14 protein-coding genes are annotated in these 15,645 nt (G+C 73.2%); 5 read left to right on the forward strand and 9 right to left on the reverse strand.

Translation table 11 applies throughout. The annotated features are described in order from the left end of the window. Positions 1 to 9: 9 nt before the first annotated feature. Positions 10 to 2,124: a hypothetical protein gene (locus tag O7546_RS23215; RefSeq protein WP_269697552.1), complete on the forward strand. Its 2,115-nt coding sequence runs from the start codon at positions 10 to 12 to the stop codon at positions 2,122 to 2,124. A gap of 292 nt (positions 2,125 to 2,416) precedes the next feature. Next, the gene (locus O7546_RS23220; RefSeq protein ID WP_194800611.1) at positions 2,417 to 3,634 is read left to right on the forward strand and encodes an AI-2E family transporter; all 1,218 of its coding nucleotides are present in this window, start codon (positions 2,417 to 2,419) and stop codon (positions 3,632 to 3,634) included. A gap of 4 nt (positions 3,635 to 3,638) precedes the next feature. On the opposite strand, the gene O7546_RS23225 is transcribed toward O7546_RS23220, so the two are convergent. From O7546_RS23225 to O7546_RS23255, 7 genes are all read right to left on the reverse strand, one after another. Further along, positions 3,639 to 4,448 (reverse strand): alpha/beta hydrolase, encoded by an 810-nt coding sequence (locus tag O7546_RS23225; protein ID WP_269697553.1) that lies wholly within the window; start codon positions 4,446 to 4,448, stop codon positions 3,639 to 3,641. 67 nt (positions 4,449 to 4,515) lie between these two features. Next, on the reverse strand, positions 4,516 to 4,848 hold the full coding sequence (locus O7546_RS23230) for a hypothetical protein (RefSeq protein WP_281600038.1): 333 nt from the start codon (positions 4,846 to 4,848) through the stop codon (positions 4,516 to 4,518). A 100-nt stretch (positions 4,849 to 4,948) separates the two neighbouring features. Then, positions 4,949 to 6,028 carry a hypothetical protein gene (locus O7546_RS23235; protein WP_281600039.1) on the reverse strand — a complete coding sequence of 360 codons (1,080 nt, stop codon included), beginning with the start codon at positions 6,026 to 6,028 and terminating at the stop codon, positions 4,949 to 4,951. Beyond that, entirely contained in the window at positions 6,025 to 6,519 is a 495-nt protein-coding gene (locus O7546_RS23240; RefSeq protein ID WP_281600040.1) for a SigE family RNA polymerase sigma factor, read from the reverse strand. The genes O7546_RS23235 and O7546_RS23240 overlap by 4 nt, the downstream gene beginning before the upstream one ends. Before the next feature lie 41 nt (positions 6,520 to 6,560). After that, entirely contained in the window at positions 6,561 to 8,351 is a 1,791-nt protein-coding gene (locus tag O7546_RS23245; RefSeq protein ID WP_013475372.1) for a 3-hydroxybutyryl-CoA dehydrogenase, read from the reverse strand. Between the two features lie 123 nt (positions 8,352 to 8,474). Further along, entirely contained in the window at positions 8,475 to 9,539 is a 1,065-nt protein-coding gene (locus tag O7546_RS23250) for an alpha/beta hydrolase (RefSeq protein ID WP_194800606.1), read from the reverse strand. Positions 9,540 to 9,739: 200 nt separating this feature from the next. Beyond that, positions 9,740 to 10,186: an FHA domain-containing protein gene (locus O7546_RS23255; protein ID WP_194800605.1), complete on the reverse strand. Its 447-nt coding sequence runs from the start codon at positions 10,184 to 10,186 to the stop codon at positions 9,740 to 9,742. Positions 10,187 to 10,401: 215 nt separating this feature from the next. On the opposite strand from O7546_RS23255, the gene O7546_RS23260 reads away from it, so the two are divergent. Further along, entirely contained in the window at positions 10,402 to 11,904 is a 1,503-nt protein-coding gene (locus tag O7546_RS23260; protein ID WP_269697558.1) for an aldehyde dehydrogenase family protein, read from the forward strand. Positions 11,905 to 11,913: 9 nt separating this feature from the next. Here the strand turns inward: O7546_RS23260 and nucS are convergent, their stop codons facing one another. Further along, positions 11,914 to 12,573, reverse strand: a complete 660-nt coding sequence (gene nucS, locus O7546_RS23265) for an endonuclease NucS (protein WP_030503891.1) — start codon at positions 12,571 to 12,573, stop codon at positions 11,914 to 11,916. A gap of 71 nt (positions 12,574 to 12,644) precedes the next feature. Here nucS and O7546_RS23270 point away from each other — a divergent pair, with 71 nt between their 5' ends. Continuing rightward, positions 12,645 to 13,262, forward strand: a complete 618-nt coding sequence (locus O7546_RS23270; RefSeq protein ID WP_013288236.1) for a DUF4126 domain-containing protein — start codon at positions 12,645 to 12,647, stop codon at positions 13,260 to 13,262. Between the two features lie 59 nt (positions 13,263 to 13,321). After that, a complete protein-coding gene (locus O7546_RS23275; protein WP_013288237.1) occupies positions 13,322 to 13,618 on the forward strand; it encodes a DUF1540 domain-containing protein in 297 nt (98 codons plus the stop codon). Between the two features lie 17 nt (positions 13,619 to 13,635). On the opposite strand, the gene O7546_RS23280 is transcribed toward O7546_RS23275, so the two are convergent. Continuing rightward, the gene (locus tag O7546_RS23280; protein ID WP_194800603.1) at positions 13,636 to 15,639 is read right to left on the reverse strand and encodes a protein meaA; all 2,004 of its coding nucleotides are present in this window, start codon (positions 15,637 to 15,639) and stop codon (positions 13,636 to 13,638) included. Positions 15,640 to 15,645 lie beyond the last annotated feature (6 nt).

Consider the following 15,645-nt stretch of genomic DNA (forward strand, 5'->3'; position numbering starts at 1 on the left):
GATGGGGGCATGTCGCACGGCGAGGAACTGTTCGCGCTCGGCGGGGACGTGACGACGGAGCCCAGCTTCGAGTCAGCCCTGCGGGGATACGAGAAACGGCAGGTCGACCGCTACGTCGCTCGCGCGGAGCACGAGATCGCGGCGTTGACCACCGAGCGGGAACAGGCATACACCCAGATCCACAAGCTGGCCGGTCAGGTCGAGGTGCTCCAGCGCGACCTGGCCCAGGTGCGCAAGCAGGCGGCGGTGGTGGACCGGGCGTCGTTCCGGCACCTCGGTCCGCGCGTCGAGCAGATCCTCACCATGGCCGAGGAGCAGGCAGACGACATCCTGGCCGCCGCCAACGAGGAGATCGAGGCCCGCCGCGCCGCCGCCGAGCACATCGTCGAGGAGGCCCGGGAGCAGGCCGCCCAGGCGCTCAAGGACTTCGAGATCGCGCTTGCGGCCCGCCGGACCGAGGAGGAGCGGCACACCGCCGCCCGCAAGGCCGAGGCCGAGGCCACGCTGAAGGCCGCCAAGGACGAGTCGGCGAAGCTGCGCAAGGACGCGCAGGACGAGTCGACGAGGCTGCGGACGGCCGCCCAGGACGAGGCCGAGAAGCTGCGCCGGACCGCCCAGGACGCACTGGCGAAGGCCCAGCAGGAGGCCACCCAGCTCCGCGACACCGCCAAGGAGATCCACTCCCGGGCCCAGCAGGAGGCCGCGCGGCTGCGGGAGTCGGCCAAGGAGGCGCTGGCCAAGGCCCAGCAGGAGGCGAACCAGCTCCGCGAGGCGGCCAAGGAGGTGCACGCCAAGGGCCAGCAGGAGGCCAAGCGGCTGACCGACGCCGCCGCCGAGGCCGGCCGGGCCACGCACGCCAAGGCGCTGGCCGAGGCCAAGAAGATCGTGGACGACGCGGAGGAGGCCGCCAAGGCCACCCGCGGCCGGGCCCGCAGCGAGGCCAACCGGCTCACCACCGAGGCCGCCGAGGCCGGGAAGCGCAACCGCGCCGAGGTCGAGGCGTACGTGCAGCGCATGCGCACCGAGACCGAGGCGTACGTGCAGCAGGCCCGCGCGCAGACCCAGCAGGAGCTGGGCGCATGGCGGGCCGGCGTGGAGAAGGAGGTCGCCGAGCGGCGGGACGGCGCGGAGAAGGAGCTGGCCCAGCGCCGGGCCGCCGCCGAGCAGGAGTTCGCCAAGCGCCGCGACGAGCTGGACAAGCAGCACGCCAAGCGGCAGGAGGAGCTGGAGCAGGCGTACACGACGCGGCGCGACGAGATCGAGCGCACCGCCGCCGACGTCCGGCAGGCCGCCGAGGCCGACGCACTGAGCATGCGGCAGCAGGCCGAGCTGGAGGCCGCCGAGCTGCTGCGCCGCGCCGAGGCGGATGCCGGCGCGCAGCGCCGCAAGGCCGACGAGCACGTCGCGGCCTCGCGACGCCAGTTCGAGGAGTACGCGGCCACCACCCAGCAGCACCTCGCCACCACGCAGCAGCACCTGGCCGCCACCCAGCAGGAGGTGGCCGCCGGCCGGCAGCAGCTCGCCGGGGTCATGTTGGAGATCGCCAAGGCCCAGCAGGAGCTGGCCGACCTGCGTACCGAGACCTGGAAGTCGCGGCAGGAGTCCGACGACCTGCAGCGCCGCCTCACCGACCTGCGGCGCGACGCCGATTCGGCCGGGATCGCGGCCACCCCGGTCGACCCGGACGACCTCGCTGCCGCCTCCACCGGCCGGTCCACCGGCGACGGCACGCCGGCGGGCGAGGGCACGCCGGCGGGCGAGGGCACGCCGGTCACCAGCGGCGCGGAGAGCCCCGGCGACACCCCGGCCGGCGGCGGGGCGCCGGTGGCCGCGAAGGGCACCGCCACCGCGGTCCCCAACGGCGCCGGGCCGGCCAGGGGTGACGGCGAGCCCGCCGACGCGGGCAAGGCGAAGCCGGTCGGCGAACCGGTGACCACGATGGACTCCCCCGGCGGAGCGGGCGTCGACGGCGAGCCCACTGTTGCCGCCGTACCGGGTGAGGGCGGCCGGGGCGCCACCCCCACGAAGATCACCAGCACCGGTGAGAACGGCAAGCGCCCGACCAAGCCGACCACCGACGAGCGCAGTGCCAAGCCCAGCACGGTGACTGTCGACAAGGACTGATCCACCCACCGCGCCGGATCGGGGAGGTGGCGGCATCCGCCCCACCCGGACCACGCCACCTCCCCGACCTGGCGGACCCAGCGCCACTTCGGCGAAGTGGCGGCATCCCACCCACCCGGACCACACCACCTCCCCGAACTGGCGGGTGACCCGCGCCGGGACGGCCCGGCGGGAAGTGGTGGTGGGATGGTCGGGGCGGACGGCGAGGACTACCCTGCGGGCAGAGGGCCGCGCGTCGGGCGTGGACGGCACCGGCGGGCGAGCCGGGCAGCGCGGGAGCCGGGAGGCACGGGTGTCGCAGGAGGGTTCCGCCGTCCCGGGTGACGAGGCGGCGGCCGTGCACCCCACCGGCGAGGCGGAACCCGCGCGCGACGCCACGACCGCCGCCGGCGAACCGCGATCCGGCACGGACACGAGCAGCGGACGGCCGACCGACGTCGAGCCGGGTGAGTTCGAGCCGAGCGGGCGCTTCGGCGTACCGGGACGCCCGCTGCGGCGCAGCGCCTTCCTGGTCGGGTTCACCGGCGCGCTCGGCGTGCTGCTCGCGTACGCGTTGTTCCTGGGCATCCGCAACGCCGCCGGCATCCTGGTGCTCGTGGTGATCGCGCTGTTCCTCGCGGTCGGCCTGCACCCGGCGGTGGTCCGGCTGCGCAAGTGGGGCGTGCCGCGCGGGCTGGCGGTGGCGGTCGTGACGCTCACCCTGCTGCTGCTGATCGTGGCCGGGCTGCTGGCGCTGGTGCCGCCGGTGGTGACCCAGTCCGGTCAGTTCATCCAGCAGCTGCCCGGGTACGTCGAGGAGCTGCGCCGCAACCCCACGGTCAACGACCTGGTGATCCGGTACGACGTGATGGAGCGGGTCCAGGCGGCGGCGAACGCGGACAACGTCGGGCGGGCGCTCGGCGGGGTGCTCGGCGGCGCGCAACTGATCTTCGGGACGATCTTCCGTCTGCTCACCGTGCTGGTGCTGACGATCTACTTCCTGGCGTACTTCGACAAGCTGCGCGAACTCGGGTACGCGCTGGCGCCGCGCTCACGCCGGGAGCGGGTCCGGCTGATCGGCGACGAGATCCTCACCCGGGTCGGCGCGTACATGGTCGGTGCGCTCGCCATCGCGGTGCTGGCCGGGGTGAGCACGTTCGTGTTCGCGCTGGCGGTCGGCCTGCCGTACCCGTTCGCACTGGCCGTGGTGGTCGCGGTGACCGACCTGATCCCGCAGATAGGCGCGACGCTGGGCGCGGTGGTGGTGACGCTCGTCGGGCTCGCCACGGACCTGCCGGTGGGCATCGCCTGCCTGGTGTTCTTCGTGCTCTACCAGCAGGTGGAGAACTACCTGATCTATCCGAAGATCATGCGCCGGGCGGTGTCGGTCAACGAGGTGGCCGCGTTGCTCGCCGCGCTGCTCGGGGTGGCGCTGCTGGGCGTGGTGGGCGCGCTCATCGCGATCCCGACGGTCGCCGCGTTGCAGCTGATCCTGCGCGAGGTGGTGCTACCGCGTCAGGACGCGCGCTGAGCCGTTACTCGGCGCGCCGCTGGGCCGGGCCGGGCACCGGGGTGTCGGCGAACGCGGCGACGGTGCGGTCGGCGTACGCGCTGACGTCGCCGGTCTCCATCGGGCCGTCCCAGGCGGTGGGCAGCGGCAGCGGTACGCCGGGGGCGACCCGCCGGACGATCTCGTCCAGCACCTTCTCCGCGTCGCCGACCCAGAGGTGCTTGGCGCCGTCCACGCCCACCACCTCGGCCTGCGGCACGGCGGCGAAGCGCTCCCGGGCCTCCTCCGGCCGCAGGTAGTCGTCGAACTCGGGGACCAGCGCGGTGAGCGGCTTGCCCGTCTCGGCCCAGACCCCCAGGTCCTCCGGGGCTGAGTAGCGCAGCGGCGGGGAGAGCAGGATCGCGCCGGCCACCGCCGGGTCGCAGCCGTACTTCAGCGCCAGGTCGGTGCCGAACGACCACCCGACCAGCCAGATGTTCGGCAGCTCGTGGAACTCGGCGTACTCGATCGCCGCGGCCACGTCGAACTTCTCGCCGACGGCGCCGTCGAACACCCCCTCGCTGGTGCCGCGGACGCTGCTGGTGCCCCGGGTGTTGAACCGGAGCACGGCCAGGCCGGCCAGCGCGGGCAGCCGCCACGCCGCCTTGCGGAACACGTGGCTGTCCATCATCCCGCCGTGGGTGGGCAGCGGGTGCAGGCAGACGAGTGTGGCGGCCGGTTCACGGTCCAGCGGCCGGGCCAGCTCACCGACGAGCGTCAGCCCGTCGGCGGTGTGCAGCTCGATGTCCTCCCGGCGGCCGGGCAGGATCGACGACGCGCGAATCGGAGTGCTCACGCCTGCCAGTCTCCCGCGTCGGCGGCCCCGCCGCCCAGCGGGACGGGAACCGGGTGATCCAGATCGCTCAGCCGTAGCGCGGGGCGCCCCGGCCGCGCTGGAGGCTCGGCCCGCGCCGGTCCCGGGCCCGCCAGCAGCCGGAGTGCCAGTGCCGGCGGTCGGTCAGGTCGCCCCGGTCGTCGGCCGGCCAGGCCACCACGTGCGCCACGCCGGGACGGATCTCCTGGTCACAGCCGGGACAACGGTACGTCTTGACCGATGCCCCGCCGCTGATCGCGCGTATCTGCCAGTCGCCGTCGCGCCACTGCTGCACTGTCGGCACGCCGTGGCGGGCACGCTCGGCGTCCAGGCCGGGGTTCTCCTCCCGGCGGGGGCGGTTGCGACGAGGGCTCACGGTCACCAAGCGTACGGTCCGCCGGCCGGACCCGGGTCGGGCGATCTTGGTACGGATGCGCCCTTCCCGGGGCCGTTCCGCACCAGGATCTGCTCGTGGTGACCGATCAGGGCCAGGTCTGCGGACGGGTGAGGTCTCTCGCCACCTTCGTCCCGACGAGCACCGTCGCCGCGTCGGCCTCGGTGAAGTTCACCTGGCCCGGGGGTCCGTAGCCGGGGAAGGGCCAGGCGAAGTCGACTGTCAACCGCACCTTGGGCAGGCCGAGCAGTTCCAGGCGGTTGCCGTCCGGATACCGGAAGCCCGGACGGCCACCGAGGTCGCGGTTGCTGGCGCGGCCCGTGTCCTCCCCCATCTCCGCCCCGTAGACCAGCTTGATCCACATGTTCGACGAAGGTGCCCGGAAGACGGTGAGCTGAACCGTGAGGCCCTTCGGGAAGGCGGCCGCGTCCACCGAGCATCCCGTCACCGCCGCATTCGCCGGCAACGTGGTCGGTCGGACCGGCCCGGTGCATCGCCGGGCTTCCTCCCAGCGCACCAGACCGGCCACCCGGTCCAAGGCGGCTACGTCACCGCGAAGCGTGGCCGCCCGGGCGTAGAGACCGGGGAAGGGCTGCCACGACTTGACCAGACCGTCGGTACCGGCAACCCGCAACACGGCACCGTCGAAGGTCAGCCGACCGCTGACGGCCTGCACCGGGAAGCCTTCGATCGGGGTGTCGTCGAGGGTCTTCGCCACCGGGCTCACCTCGAGCAGGACCGGGTGCCCGTCACCGACGCTGAACCGGATCGACTCGACCAGGTTGGCGCTGTGGACGGACCAGCCCAGATAGCGGGCCCGGGTGGTGTCGACGCCTAGGTGCAGCACCTGCGGGTCGGTACCCACCAGATCGGGACGCTGAAGCGCCCCGGGCACCCCGTCGGCGAGCGGCGGCACCGGCGGTGGCGCCGCCTCCGGGGTTGCGGCCGTCCAGGGCATCCGCCCGGCCACCCCGCCCACGTCCGCGCGTATCGCGCCGGTGAAGCCGAGCACGCCGACCAGGGCGAGCGCGGTGCCGGCGGTGAGTCGGCGGCGTACCTGCCGGCGCCGGCCGAGCGCGCGGGAGCGGCGCAGCAGGCGCCCGGTGTCTGTCTCGCCCTCGGCGTGCTCCCGCAGCACCGAGGCGATCCGCTGGTCGAGGTCGGTCACGGCCGGCTCCCCTTTGTCATCGGGACGCCGCAGCGCTCCCGGAGGTGGGCGAGCGCCCGCATCGCGTGGGTGCGGACGGTGACCGGGGAGCAGTCGAGGATCTGGGCGATCGTGGCGTCGTCCAGGTCCTCGTAGTAGCGCAGCACCAGCACGGCGCGCTGGCGGTCCGGGAGGGCGCGGATCAGCCCCCACATCTCGTCCCGGTCCGCCGCCTCGCCGCTCAGGTCTCCGCGTTCGGGCCGGTCGGCGAACGTGTCCACCGCCAGTTCGCGGTTGGACCGCCGCCGCCACCAGGACGTGTTGGCGTTGACGAGCATCCGGCGCACGTACACGTCGGGCCGGTCGATCCGGGCGATCTTCCGCCAGTGCACGTACGCGCGCGCCAGCACGTCCTGGGTCAGGTCCTCGGCCCGGTGCGCGTCGCCGGTCAGCAGCCGGGCCAGACGCAACAGCACCGGGCCGCGGCTGCCGACGTACTCCTCGAAGGTCACACCTCGAAGACGCCGTCACCGGGCCCGGCTGTTGACAGCGGTCAGCGCCGGGTGTGGTCGCGGAACCCGCGGCCGGACTTGCGGCCCAGGTAGCCGGCGGTGACCAGGTGCTCCAGCAGCGGCGCCGGGGCGAATCCGGGCTCGCGCAGTTCCAGATACAGCTCCCGCTGGATGGCCAGCGAGACGTCCAGGCCGACCACGTCGAGCAGCTCGAACGGGCCCATCGGGTAGCCACAGCCGAGCTTCATCGCGTAGTCGATGTCGTCGGCGGTCGAGTAGCTGGCCTCCAGCATCTTCACCGCGTCGTTCAGGTACGGGAACAGCAGCGCGTTGACGATGAAGCCGGACCGGTCACCGCAGACCACGCCGGTCTTGCCGAGCTTCGCGCAGACCGCGCGGGCGGTGGCCGACGTCTCGGCGGAGGTGCGGATGGTCTGCACGATCTCCACCAGCGGCATGATCGGCGCCGGGTTGAAGAAGTGCAGGCCGACCACGTCGGCGGGACGCTGGGTCGCCATCGCCACGTCGATCACCGGCAGCGACGAGGTGGTGGTGGCGAGCACGACGCCCGGCTTGCAGATCTCGTCGAGGCTGGCGAAAAGCGCCTTCTTGACGCTCAGCTCCTCGATCACGGCCTCGACCACCAGGTCGACGTCGGCCAGGTGCTCCAGCGTCGCGGACCAGGTGATCCGGCCGAGCGCGTCGTCCCGGTCGGTCTCGCTGAGCTTGCCCCGCACCACGCCCTTGTTCAGCGAGGTCTTCACCGCCTCGCAGACCTTCGCGGACTTCTCCGCGCCCCGGGTCACCGAGATGACCTCGTACCCGGCCTTGGCGAACACCTCGATGATGCCGGTGGCCATGGTGCCGGACCCGACCACGCCGACCTTCGCGATGGCGCGGGCGCCGTCGGCGAGCGCGGCGTCCGCGGCGAGCGGCGTGTACTCGTCGGGTACGACCTTCGGCGAACCCGGCCGCTCGTAGGTGTAGAAGCCGCGGCCCGACTTCCGACCCAGCAGACCGGCGGTGACCATCTGCTTGAGCAGCGGGGCCGGGGCGTGCCGGCGGTCCCGGCCGCCGCGCCGGTACATCGTGTCGAGGATCTCGTACGCGGTGTCCAGACCGATCAGGTCCATCAGCGCCAGCGGGCCCATCGGCAGACCGCAGCCGAGCTTCATGGCGGCGTCGATGTCCTCGCGGGTGGCGTAGCGGGCCTCGAACATGCCGACCGCGTGGTTCAGGTAGCCGAACAGCAGCGCGTTGGCGATGAACCCGGCCCGGTCGCTGATCGTCACGTCGACCTTGCCGAGCCGCTCGCAGAGCGCCTCCACGTCGGCGACCACGTCGGCGGAGGTGACCACCGTGCGGACCACCTCGACCAGCTTCATCACCGGGGCCGGGTTGAAGAAGTGGATGCCGATGACCTGGTTGGGCCGGGTGGTGGCGACGGAGATCTCGGTGACGCTCAGCGAGGACGTGTTGGTGGCGAGGATCGCCTCGGGCTTGCAGACCCGGTCCAGCTCGGCGAAGATCCGCTGCTTGAGGTCCAGGTGCTCGGGCACCGCCTCGATCACCAGGTCCACGTCGTGCAGCGCGTCCAGGCCGACCCGGAAGTCGACCCGGGCCAGCAGGGCGTCCCGCTCGGCCTCGGCGAGCTTGCCCTTGGCCACGGCCCGGTCCGTGGAGCCGGTGAGCGTGGCCCGGCCGCGCTCCAGCGCCGCGTCGGAGATCTCGACGGCTGTGACGTCGACGCCGTTGCGGGCGAACACCTCCACGATGCCGGCACCCATGGTGCCCAGACCCACCACGCCCACCCTGGTGAACTCCCGCGCCACGACCGGCCTCCCCTGGCTCGACTCCGCCGTCCGCGACATGAACGGCCGCTAAGGTTATGCGCCGGAGTCTGCCACGTGACGCTGTGTTGTCGAGACGCCGTGGGATATTTCACGCACCGCGCCTCACCCGGTGGCGTTCTCCCCGGTCAGCGCCAGCAGTTCGGCGACGAACTCGGCCGGCCGTTCCAGGTGCGGGCTGTGCCCGCAGCCGGGCAGCACCACCTCGCGGTACGTCCCGCCGGCCGCCGCGTACCGGTCCAGCACCGCGCGGGTCTGCCCGACCATCGGCTGCGGCGGGCACTGGGCCTCGCCCGGCCAGCCGGGCACCACACCGAGCCGGCCGAGGTACGCCAGGTCGAACAGCGAGGTGTCCGAGACGATCACGTCGGCGTCGCCGCGTACCCAGGTCACCGGCGGCTTGACCGGCACGGCGACGAGCTCGTCGGCGAGCCGGAAGTGGGCCGGGGCCAGCGCGTTGAGCACGCCGCGCGGACCGGCGGCGGTCCCCGGCCAGTGGGCCGAGGCCACGGCGGTGCCCGGGTAGTTGTCGTCCCCGGTGGCGGTGGTCAGCATGCTCTCCAGCAGCAGGTCCTCGTCGTCGCCGAGGGACGCCGGGTCGGCCACGTACGCGGCACGCAGCACCGCACGTGGGCTGGTCGGGCCGTCCGCGCTCCGGTCACCGGCGGCGAGCCGGGCCACGAAGTCGGGGTTCGCGCCGCCGGCGCCGGTGCCCGCGAAGTCGGGCGTCGTCGGGGTGCCGTCGAGGTCCCGGGTGCCGCCGAAGCCGTACGGGGACACCGGCGCCTCCAGCAGCAGCCCTGCGACCCGCTCGGGGTGGCCGACGAGCAGCCGCATCGCCACGCCGCCGCCCAGCGAGTGCCCGGCCACCACCGGCCGGGCGCCGGGCGGGAACAGCCCCGGGGCGTCCAGCAGCGCGGCCACGTCGTCGGCGAAGTCGTCCAGCCCCCGGGTGGCGTCGACAGGCGCGGTGTCTGTCTCGCCGTAGCCGCGCAGGTCGGGCGCGACCACCCGCAGCGTCTCCGGCAGCCGGGCCAGCAACGGTTCCCAGAACGCGGAGGAGGAGACGTTGCCGTGCACCAGCAGGACCGGTACGCCGTCCGGTGGACCGGCCACGCGGACCGCCTGGGTGATGCCGTTGGCCTGGACCGTGAGCCGTGCGCTGCGCATCCGCGCATGCTGGCACGCGCCCCCACCCCCGGTCCATGTGCCCCACCCCCACACCGCCGCACGCGACGGTGGCGCACACCCCCGCCCCCTCACCGCGTCGATCATGAGGTTGGCGGCGACAAATCGGACGCGGACCGCCGCCAACTTCATGATCAACCGAGGGTCGCGGGGGGCCCGAGAGGGCGGCGGGTGGTGAGGGGCTAGCGGGCGTCGGCTGGCTGCGCCTCGCGCGCCTCGATCGGCTGGCGTGGCCCGGGGACGGGCAGCGGCACTGTGGGGCGCTGGTCGCGGCGCATCGCGCCGAAGCTCATCCCGACCGGGTCGGTGCGGGCCACACCCGGGTCGTAGAGGCGCAGATCGGTGCGGCCGAGCCGGACCACGTCGCCGTCGGCGATCGCCACGCTGCCGGTGACCCGGGTGTCGTTGAGCCAGGTGCCGTTCGTCGAGCCGAGGTCGGTGAGCAGCACCCCCTCCGGGGTGGCCCGGACGGTGGCGTGCCGCCGGCTCAGGTGCGGATCGGCGAGCACGATGTCGGCGGTCGGCGCACGGCCGATCACCTGCGCCTCCTGGCCGACCCGGAACGTGAGCCCCCGCATCGCCCCGCCCGACACCGTCAGCAACGGCATCAGCTCAGGATGCTCCTCCATGGACAGTCCTCCACCCCACATCGCCCCGCGGCGTCAGCCTGCCACCTCACCGTAGTGGCTTGCACCACCGCGCGGTCACCCCCGCGACCCCGGCCGGTCATCTCCCGTTCGCCGTTTCGGACGGCACTTCCGTCGATGCGACGGCTGATCGTCCGCGCAGCGTACGGCGCATTCGACACCTACCGGCGAGTAATCCTCGGGTCTAGACTTCGGCCATGACCGCTGTACATGTGCCGGGCGCCCCGCTCATCTCCGAGGGTCAATTGGTGTCGACCAGCCCGGCCACCGGCGCCGAGGCGGGCCGATTTCCGCTGGCCACCGAGGCGGACGTGCGCGCCGCCGTCGACCGCGCCCGGGCGGCCGGTGACTGGTGGGCCGGGCTCGGCTTCGCCGGCCGGCGCGACCGCCTCCAGCGCTGGCGCGGCGTGCTCGCCCGGCGGATCGAGGAACTGGCCGACCTGATGCACACCGAGGGCGGCAAGCCGGTCGGGGACGCGGTGGTGGAGATCCTCACCGCGCTGGAGCACATCGACTGGGCGGCCCGCAACGCGCAGCGGGTGCTCGGGCCGCGCCGGGTCCGCTCCCGCCTGGTCCTCGCCGAGTTCAGCGGTCACCTCGAATACCAGCCGTACGGCGTGATCGGTGTGATCGGCCCGTGGAACTACCCGGTCTTCACCCCGATCGGCTCCGCCGCGTACGCGCTCGCGGCAGGCAACGCGGTGGTGTTCAAGCCCAGCGAGTACACGCCGGCGGTCGGCCAGTGGCTGGTCGACAGGTTCGCCGAGGTGGTGCCGGAGCAGCCGGTGTTCCAGGTGGTGCACGGCTTCGGCGCGGTCGGCGCGGCGCTGTGCCGCTCCGGGGTCGGCAAGGTCGCGTTCACCGGCTCGACCGCCACCGCGAAGCGGGTGATGGCCGCCTGCGCCGAGACGCTCACACCGGTGCTGCTGGAGGCCGGCGGCAAGGACGCGATGATCGTGGACAGCGACGCCGACCTGGACGCCGCCGCCGACGCGTGCGTATGGGGCGGGATGACGAACGCCGGCCAGACGTGCATCGGCATCGAGCGGGTCTACGCGGTCGACCAGGTCTTCGACGCCTTCGTGGAGAAGGTGGTGGCGAAGGCCGGGCGGCTCACCGTGGGCGCCGACGGCTCCGACCTCGGCCCGATCACCATGCCGTCGCAGATCGACGTCATCCGCCGGCACATCGACGACGCGATCGACCGGGGCGGCCGGGCGGTGCTGGGCGGCCCGGAGGCGGTCCAGCCGCCGTACGTGCACCCGACGGTGCTGGTCGACGTGCCGGAGGACTCGGCCGCCGTGCAGGAGGAGACGTTCGGCCCGACGCTCGTGGTCAACCGCGTCCGGGACGTGGACGAGGCGGTCGAGCGGGCCAACGCGCTGCCGTACGGGCTCGGGGGTTCGGTCTTCGGCCGGGCGCGGGCGGTGGCGGTCGCGCGGCGGCTGCGTTCCGGCATGGCCTCGGTCAACTCGGCGCTGACCTTCGCCGGCATGTCGACGCTGCCGTTCGGCGGCACCGGCGAGTCCGGCTTCGGCCGCATCCACGGCGAGGAGGGGCTGCGCGAGTTCGGCCGGCCCAAGTCGGTCACCCGCCGCCGGGCCCGGTCGCTGCTGCCGGCGATGACGTTCGAGCGCACCCCGGCCGACATCGCCCGCATTGTCAAGATCGCCAAGCTGATGTACGGCCGGGGCCGCTGAGGCGGCGCCTCAGAACAGCGTCAGCTCGTCGCGCTCGATGCCGCGCAGCTTGTCGTAGTCGACCACCACGCACCGGATCCCCCGGTCGGTGGCGAGTACCCGCGCCTGCGGCTTGATCTCCTGCGCGGCGAACACGCCGGCCACCGGCGCGAGCAGCGGATCGCGGTTCATCAGCTCCAGGTAGCGGGTGAGCTGCTCGACGCCGTCGATCTCGCCGCGCCGCTTCACCTCGACCGCCACCGCGCCGCCGACCGCGTCCCGGCAGAGCAGGTCGACCGGCCCGATAGCGGTCATGTACTCGCGCCGGACCAGCGTGAAGCCCTCCCCCAGCGTCTCCGGGTTCGCGGCGAGCAGCTCCTGCAGGTGCGCCTCGACGCCGTCCTTGCGCAGGCCCGGGTCCACGCCCAGCTCGTACGAGGTGTCCTGGAAGATCTCCTCCAGGGTGATGCGCAGTTCCTCGCCGGCCTTGTTGACCACCCGCCAGACGCCGGGTGCCTCCTCCAGCCGGCAGGGCGGGCTCATCCAGTTCAACGGCTTGTAGGCCCGGTCGTCCGCGTGGATCGACACCGACCCGTCCGCCTTCACCATCAGCAACCGGGTCGCCGGGGGCAGGTGGGCCGAGAGCCGTCCGACGTAGTCCACCGAGCACTTCGCAATCACCAACCGCACCCGCCGAGGGTAGCCGAGGCCCCGGCGGACGCCGACGAGCGCCACTGGCGTACCGGTGCCATATTGAGATCGTGCTCGAAGTCCTCACCGGTTCCGGCCTGGCCGCCTCGGCGGGCCTGAACGCCTACATCCCGCTGCTGCTGATGGGGCTGCTGTCCCGCTACACCGATCTGGTCGAGCTGCCGAGCGGCTGGCAGTGGCTCGGCAACGGCTGGGTGGTGCTGATCCTCGCCGTCCTGCTCGCGGTCGAGGTGGTGGCCGACAAGGTGCCTGTGGTCGACCACGTCAACGACGTGGTGCAGACGGTGGTGCGGCCGACCGCGGGCGGGCTCGCGTTCGGCGCGGGCGCCGGCTCGGAGACCGTCACGGTGAGCGACCCGGACACGTTCTTCTCCACCCACCAGTGGGTGCCGGTGGTGGTCGGCGTACTCATCGCGCTCGGCGTGCACCTGCTCAAGGCCGCCGCCCGGCCGGTCATCAACGCGACCACCGCCGGGGTGGGCGCGCCGGTGGCCAGCACCGCCGAGGACGCGACGAGCGTGGTCATGTCGGTGGTGGCGCTGCTGCTGCCGGTGCTGGTCCTGGTCTTCCTGGTCGCCCTGGTGTTCTTCGTACCGTGGCTGTTCCGCCGCCGCCGGGAGCGGCGCCGCGAGCGCGCCGCCGCCCGCGCGGCGGGCTTCCGCGTCTGACGCGCACCGACTCCCGAAACCTCTAAAATCGGGGCAAGACACCCAAGGAGGTACGGGAGATGACCGCGTCGTTGGAGATGCCCCGGGTCCAGGAGTGCGCCGTCCGGTCCTGCGCCTACAACCACACGAACGACTGCCACGCGTTCGCCATCACGATCGGCAGCAGCGACCACGCGCACTGCCACACGTTCGTGGAGATGCCGGTGCGCGGCGGTCTCGACCAGTTGGTCGCCCAGGTCGGCGCGTGCTCGCGCGCCGACTGCCGGCACAACGCCGACCTGGAGTGTCACGCCCCGGCCATCACCGTCGGCCCGGACATGGACATGGCCGACTGCATGACCTACGAGAGCCGCTGACCCACCCGCGAGGGCGTTCAGCTCAGCGCGTTGGCCTCGCGGATCACTGTGACCAGCTCGTCGATGATGCCGGTGAGCGCGAAGTCCTTCGGCGTGAACACCCGGGCCACCCCGGCGGTCCGCAGCGCCTCGGCGTCGGCGGCCGGGATGATCCCGCCCACCACCACCGGCAGGTCGCCCCGCCCGGCCGCGCGCAGCCCGTCCAGCACCGCCGGCACGGCGGCCAGGTGCGAGCCGGACAGCACGGAGAGGCCGACCAGGTCGACGTCCTCCTCCACCGCCGCCGCGACGATCTGCCCGGCGGTCAGCCGGATGCCCTGGTAGACCACTTCGAAGCCGGCGTCGCGGGCGCGTACCGCGATCTGCTCCGCGCCGTTCGAGTGCCCGTCCAGCCCCGGCTTGCCGACCAGCAGCCGCAGCCGGCCGCTGCCCAGCTCCCGGGCGGTCGCGGCGACCCGCTCCCGGACCCCGGCGAGGGTCGCGTCACCGGTTGTGCCGACCGCCCCGGCCAGGCCGGTCGGCGCGCGGTACTCGCCGTACACCTGGCGCAGCGCGCCCGCCCACTCGCCGGTGGTGACACCGGCCCGCACGCAGTCCAGCGTCGCCGGCATCAGGTTCGCCGTGGTGGCGGCGTCGGCGCGCAGCCGGTCCAGCGCCGCCTCGACCGCCGCCGCGTCCCGGTCGGCCCGCCACCGGCGTACGCCGTCGGTGGCGGCCTCCTCGACGGCCGGGTCGACCTGCTCGATCGCCTCGGCACCGGCCGCGGTGAGCGGCGACGGCTCGGTCTCGGTGAACCGGTTGACGCCGACCACCACGTCCGAGCCGGACTCCATCCGGCGGCGCCGGTCGGCGAGCGACGCCACCAGCGCGCTCTTGAGGTAGCCGGTCTCGACGGCGGTGACCACGCCGCCCATCTCCAGCACCTTCTCCAGCTCGACGCGGGCACCGGAGACGATGTCGTCGACGAGCGCGGTCATCACGTGCGAGCCGGCGAACAGGTCCGGGTACTCCAGCAGGTCCGACTCGTACGCCAGCACCTGCTGCATGCGCAGCGACCACTGCTGGTCCCACGGGCGGGGCAGGCCCAGCGCCTCGTTCCAGGCGGGCAGTTGCACGGCCCGGGCGCGGGCGTCGCGGGACAGCGTGACGCCGAGCATCTCCAGCACGATGCGCTGGATGTTGTTCTCCGGCTGCGCCTCGGTCAGGCCCAGCGAGTTGACCTGGACGCCGTAGCGGAACCGGCGCTGCTTCGGGTTCTCCACGCCGTAGCGGTCGCGGGTGATCTCGTCCCAGAGCGCGCCGAACGCGCGCATCTTGGCGATCTCCTCGACGAAGCGCACCCCGGCGTTGACGAAGAACGAGATCCGCTGGACCACGTCGCCCATCCGCTCGGGCGGCACCTGGCCGGAGTCGCGGACGGTGTCCAGCACGGCGACGGCGGTGGCCAGCGCGAAGCCCACCTCCTGCACCGGCGTGGCGCCGGCCTCCTGAAGGTGGTACGAGCAGATGTTCACCGGGTTCCACCGGGGCATCTCACGCAGTGTGTACGCGATCACGTCGGCGGTCAGCCGCAGCGACGCCGCCGGCGGAAAGATGTACGTCCCCCGGGACAGGTACTCCTTGATGATGTCGTTCTGCGTGGTGCCGGCGCAGCGGCTCAGCTCCGCGCCCTGCTCGGCCGCGACGGTGCCGTAGAGGCCGAGCAGCCACATCGCCGGGGCGTTGATGGTCATCGAGGTGTTCATCTCGGCGAGCGGGATGCCCTCGAACAGCGCCCGCATGTCGCCCAGGTGCGCCACCGGCACGCCGACCCGGCCCACCTCGCCGGAGGCCAGCTCGTGGTCCGGGTCGTACCCGGTCTGGGTGGGCAGGTCGAAGGCGACCGACAGGCCGGTCTGCCCCTTCGCCAGGTTGCGGCGGAAGAGCGCGTTGGTGGCCGCGGCGGAGGAGTGCCCGGCGTACGTGCGCATCACCCACGGGCGGTCCCGCTCGGGCAGCCGTCCCGGCATCGCGTCGTCCATGGCCGG

The sequence above is a fragment of the Micromonospora sp. WMMA1976 genome (assembly GCF_027497335.1).
GTDB lineage: Bacteria > Actinomycetota > Actinomycetes > Mycobacteriales > Micromonosporaceae > Micromonospora > Micromonospora aurantiaca.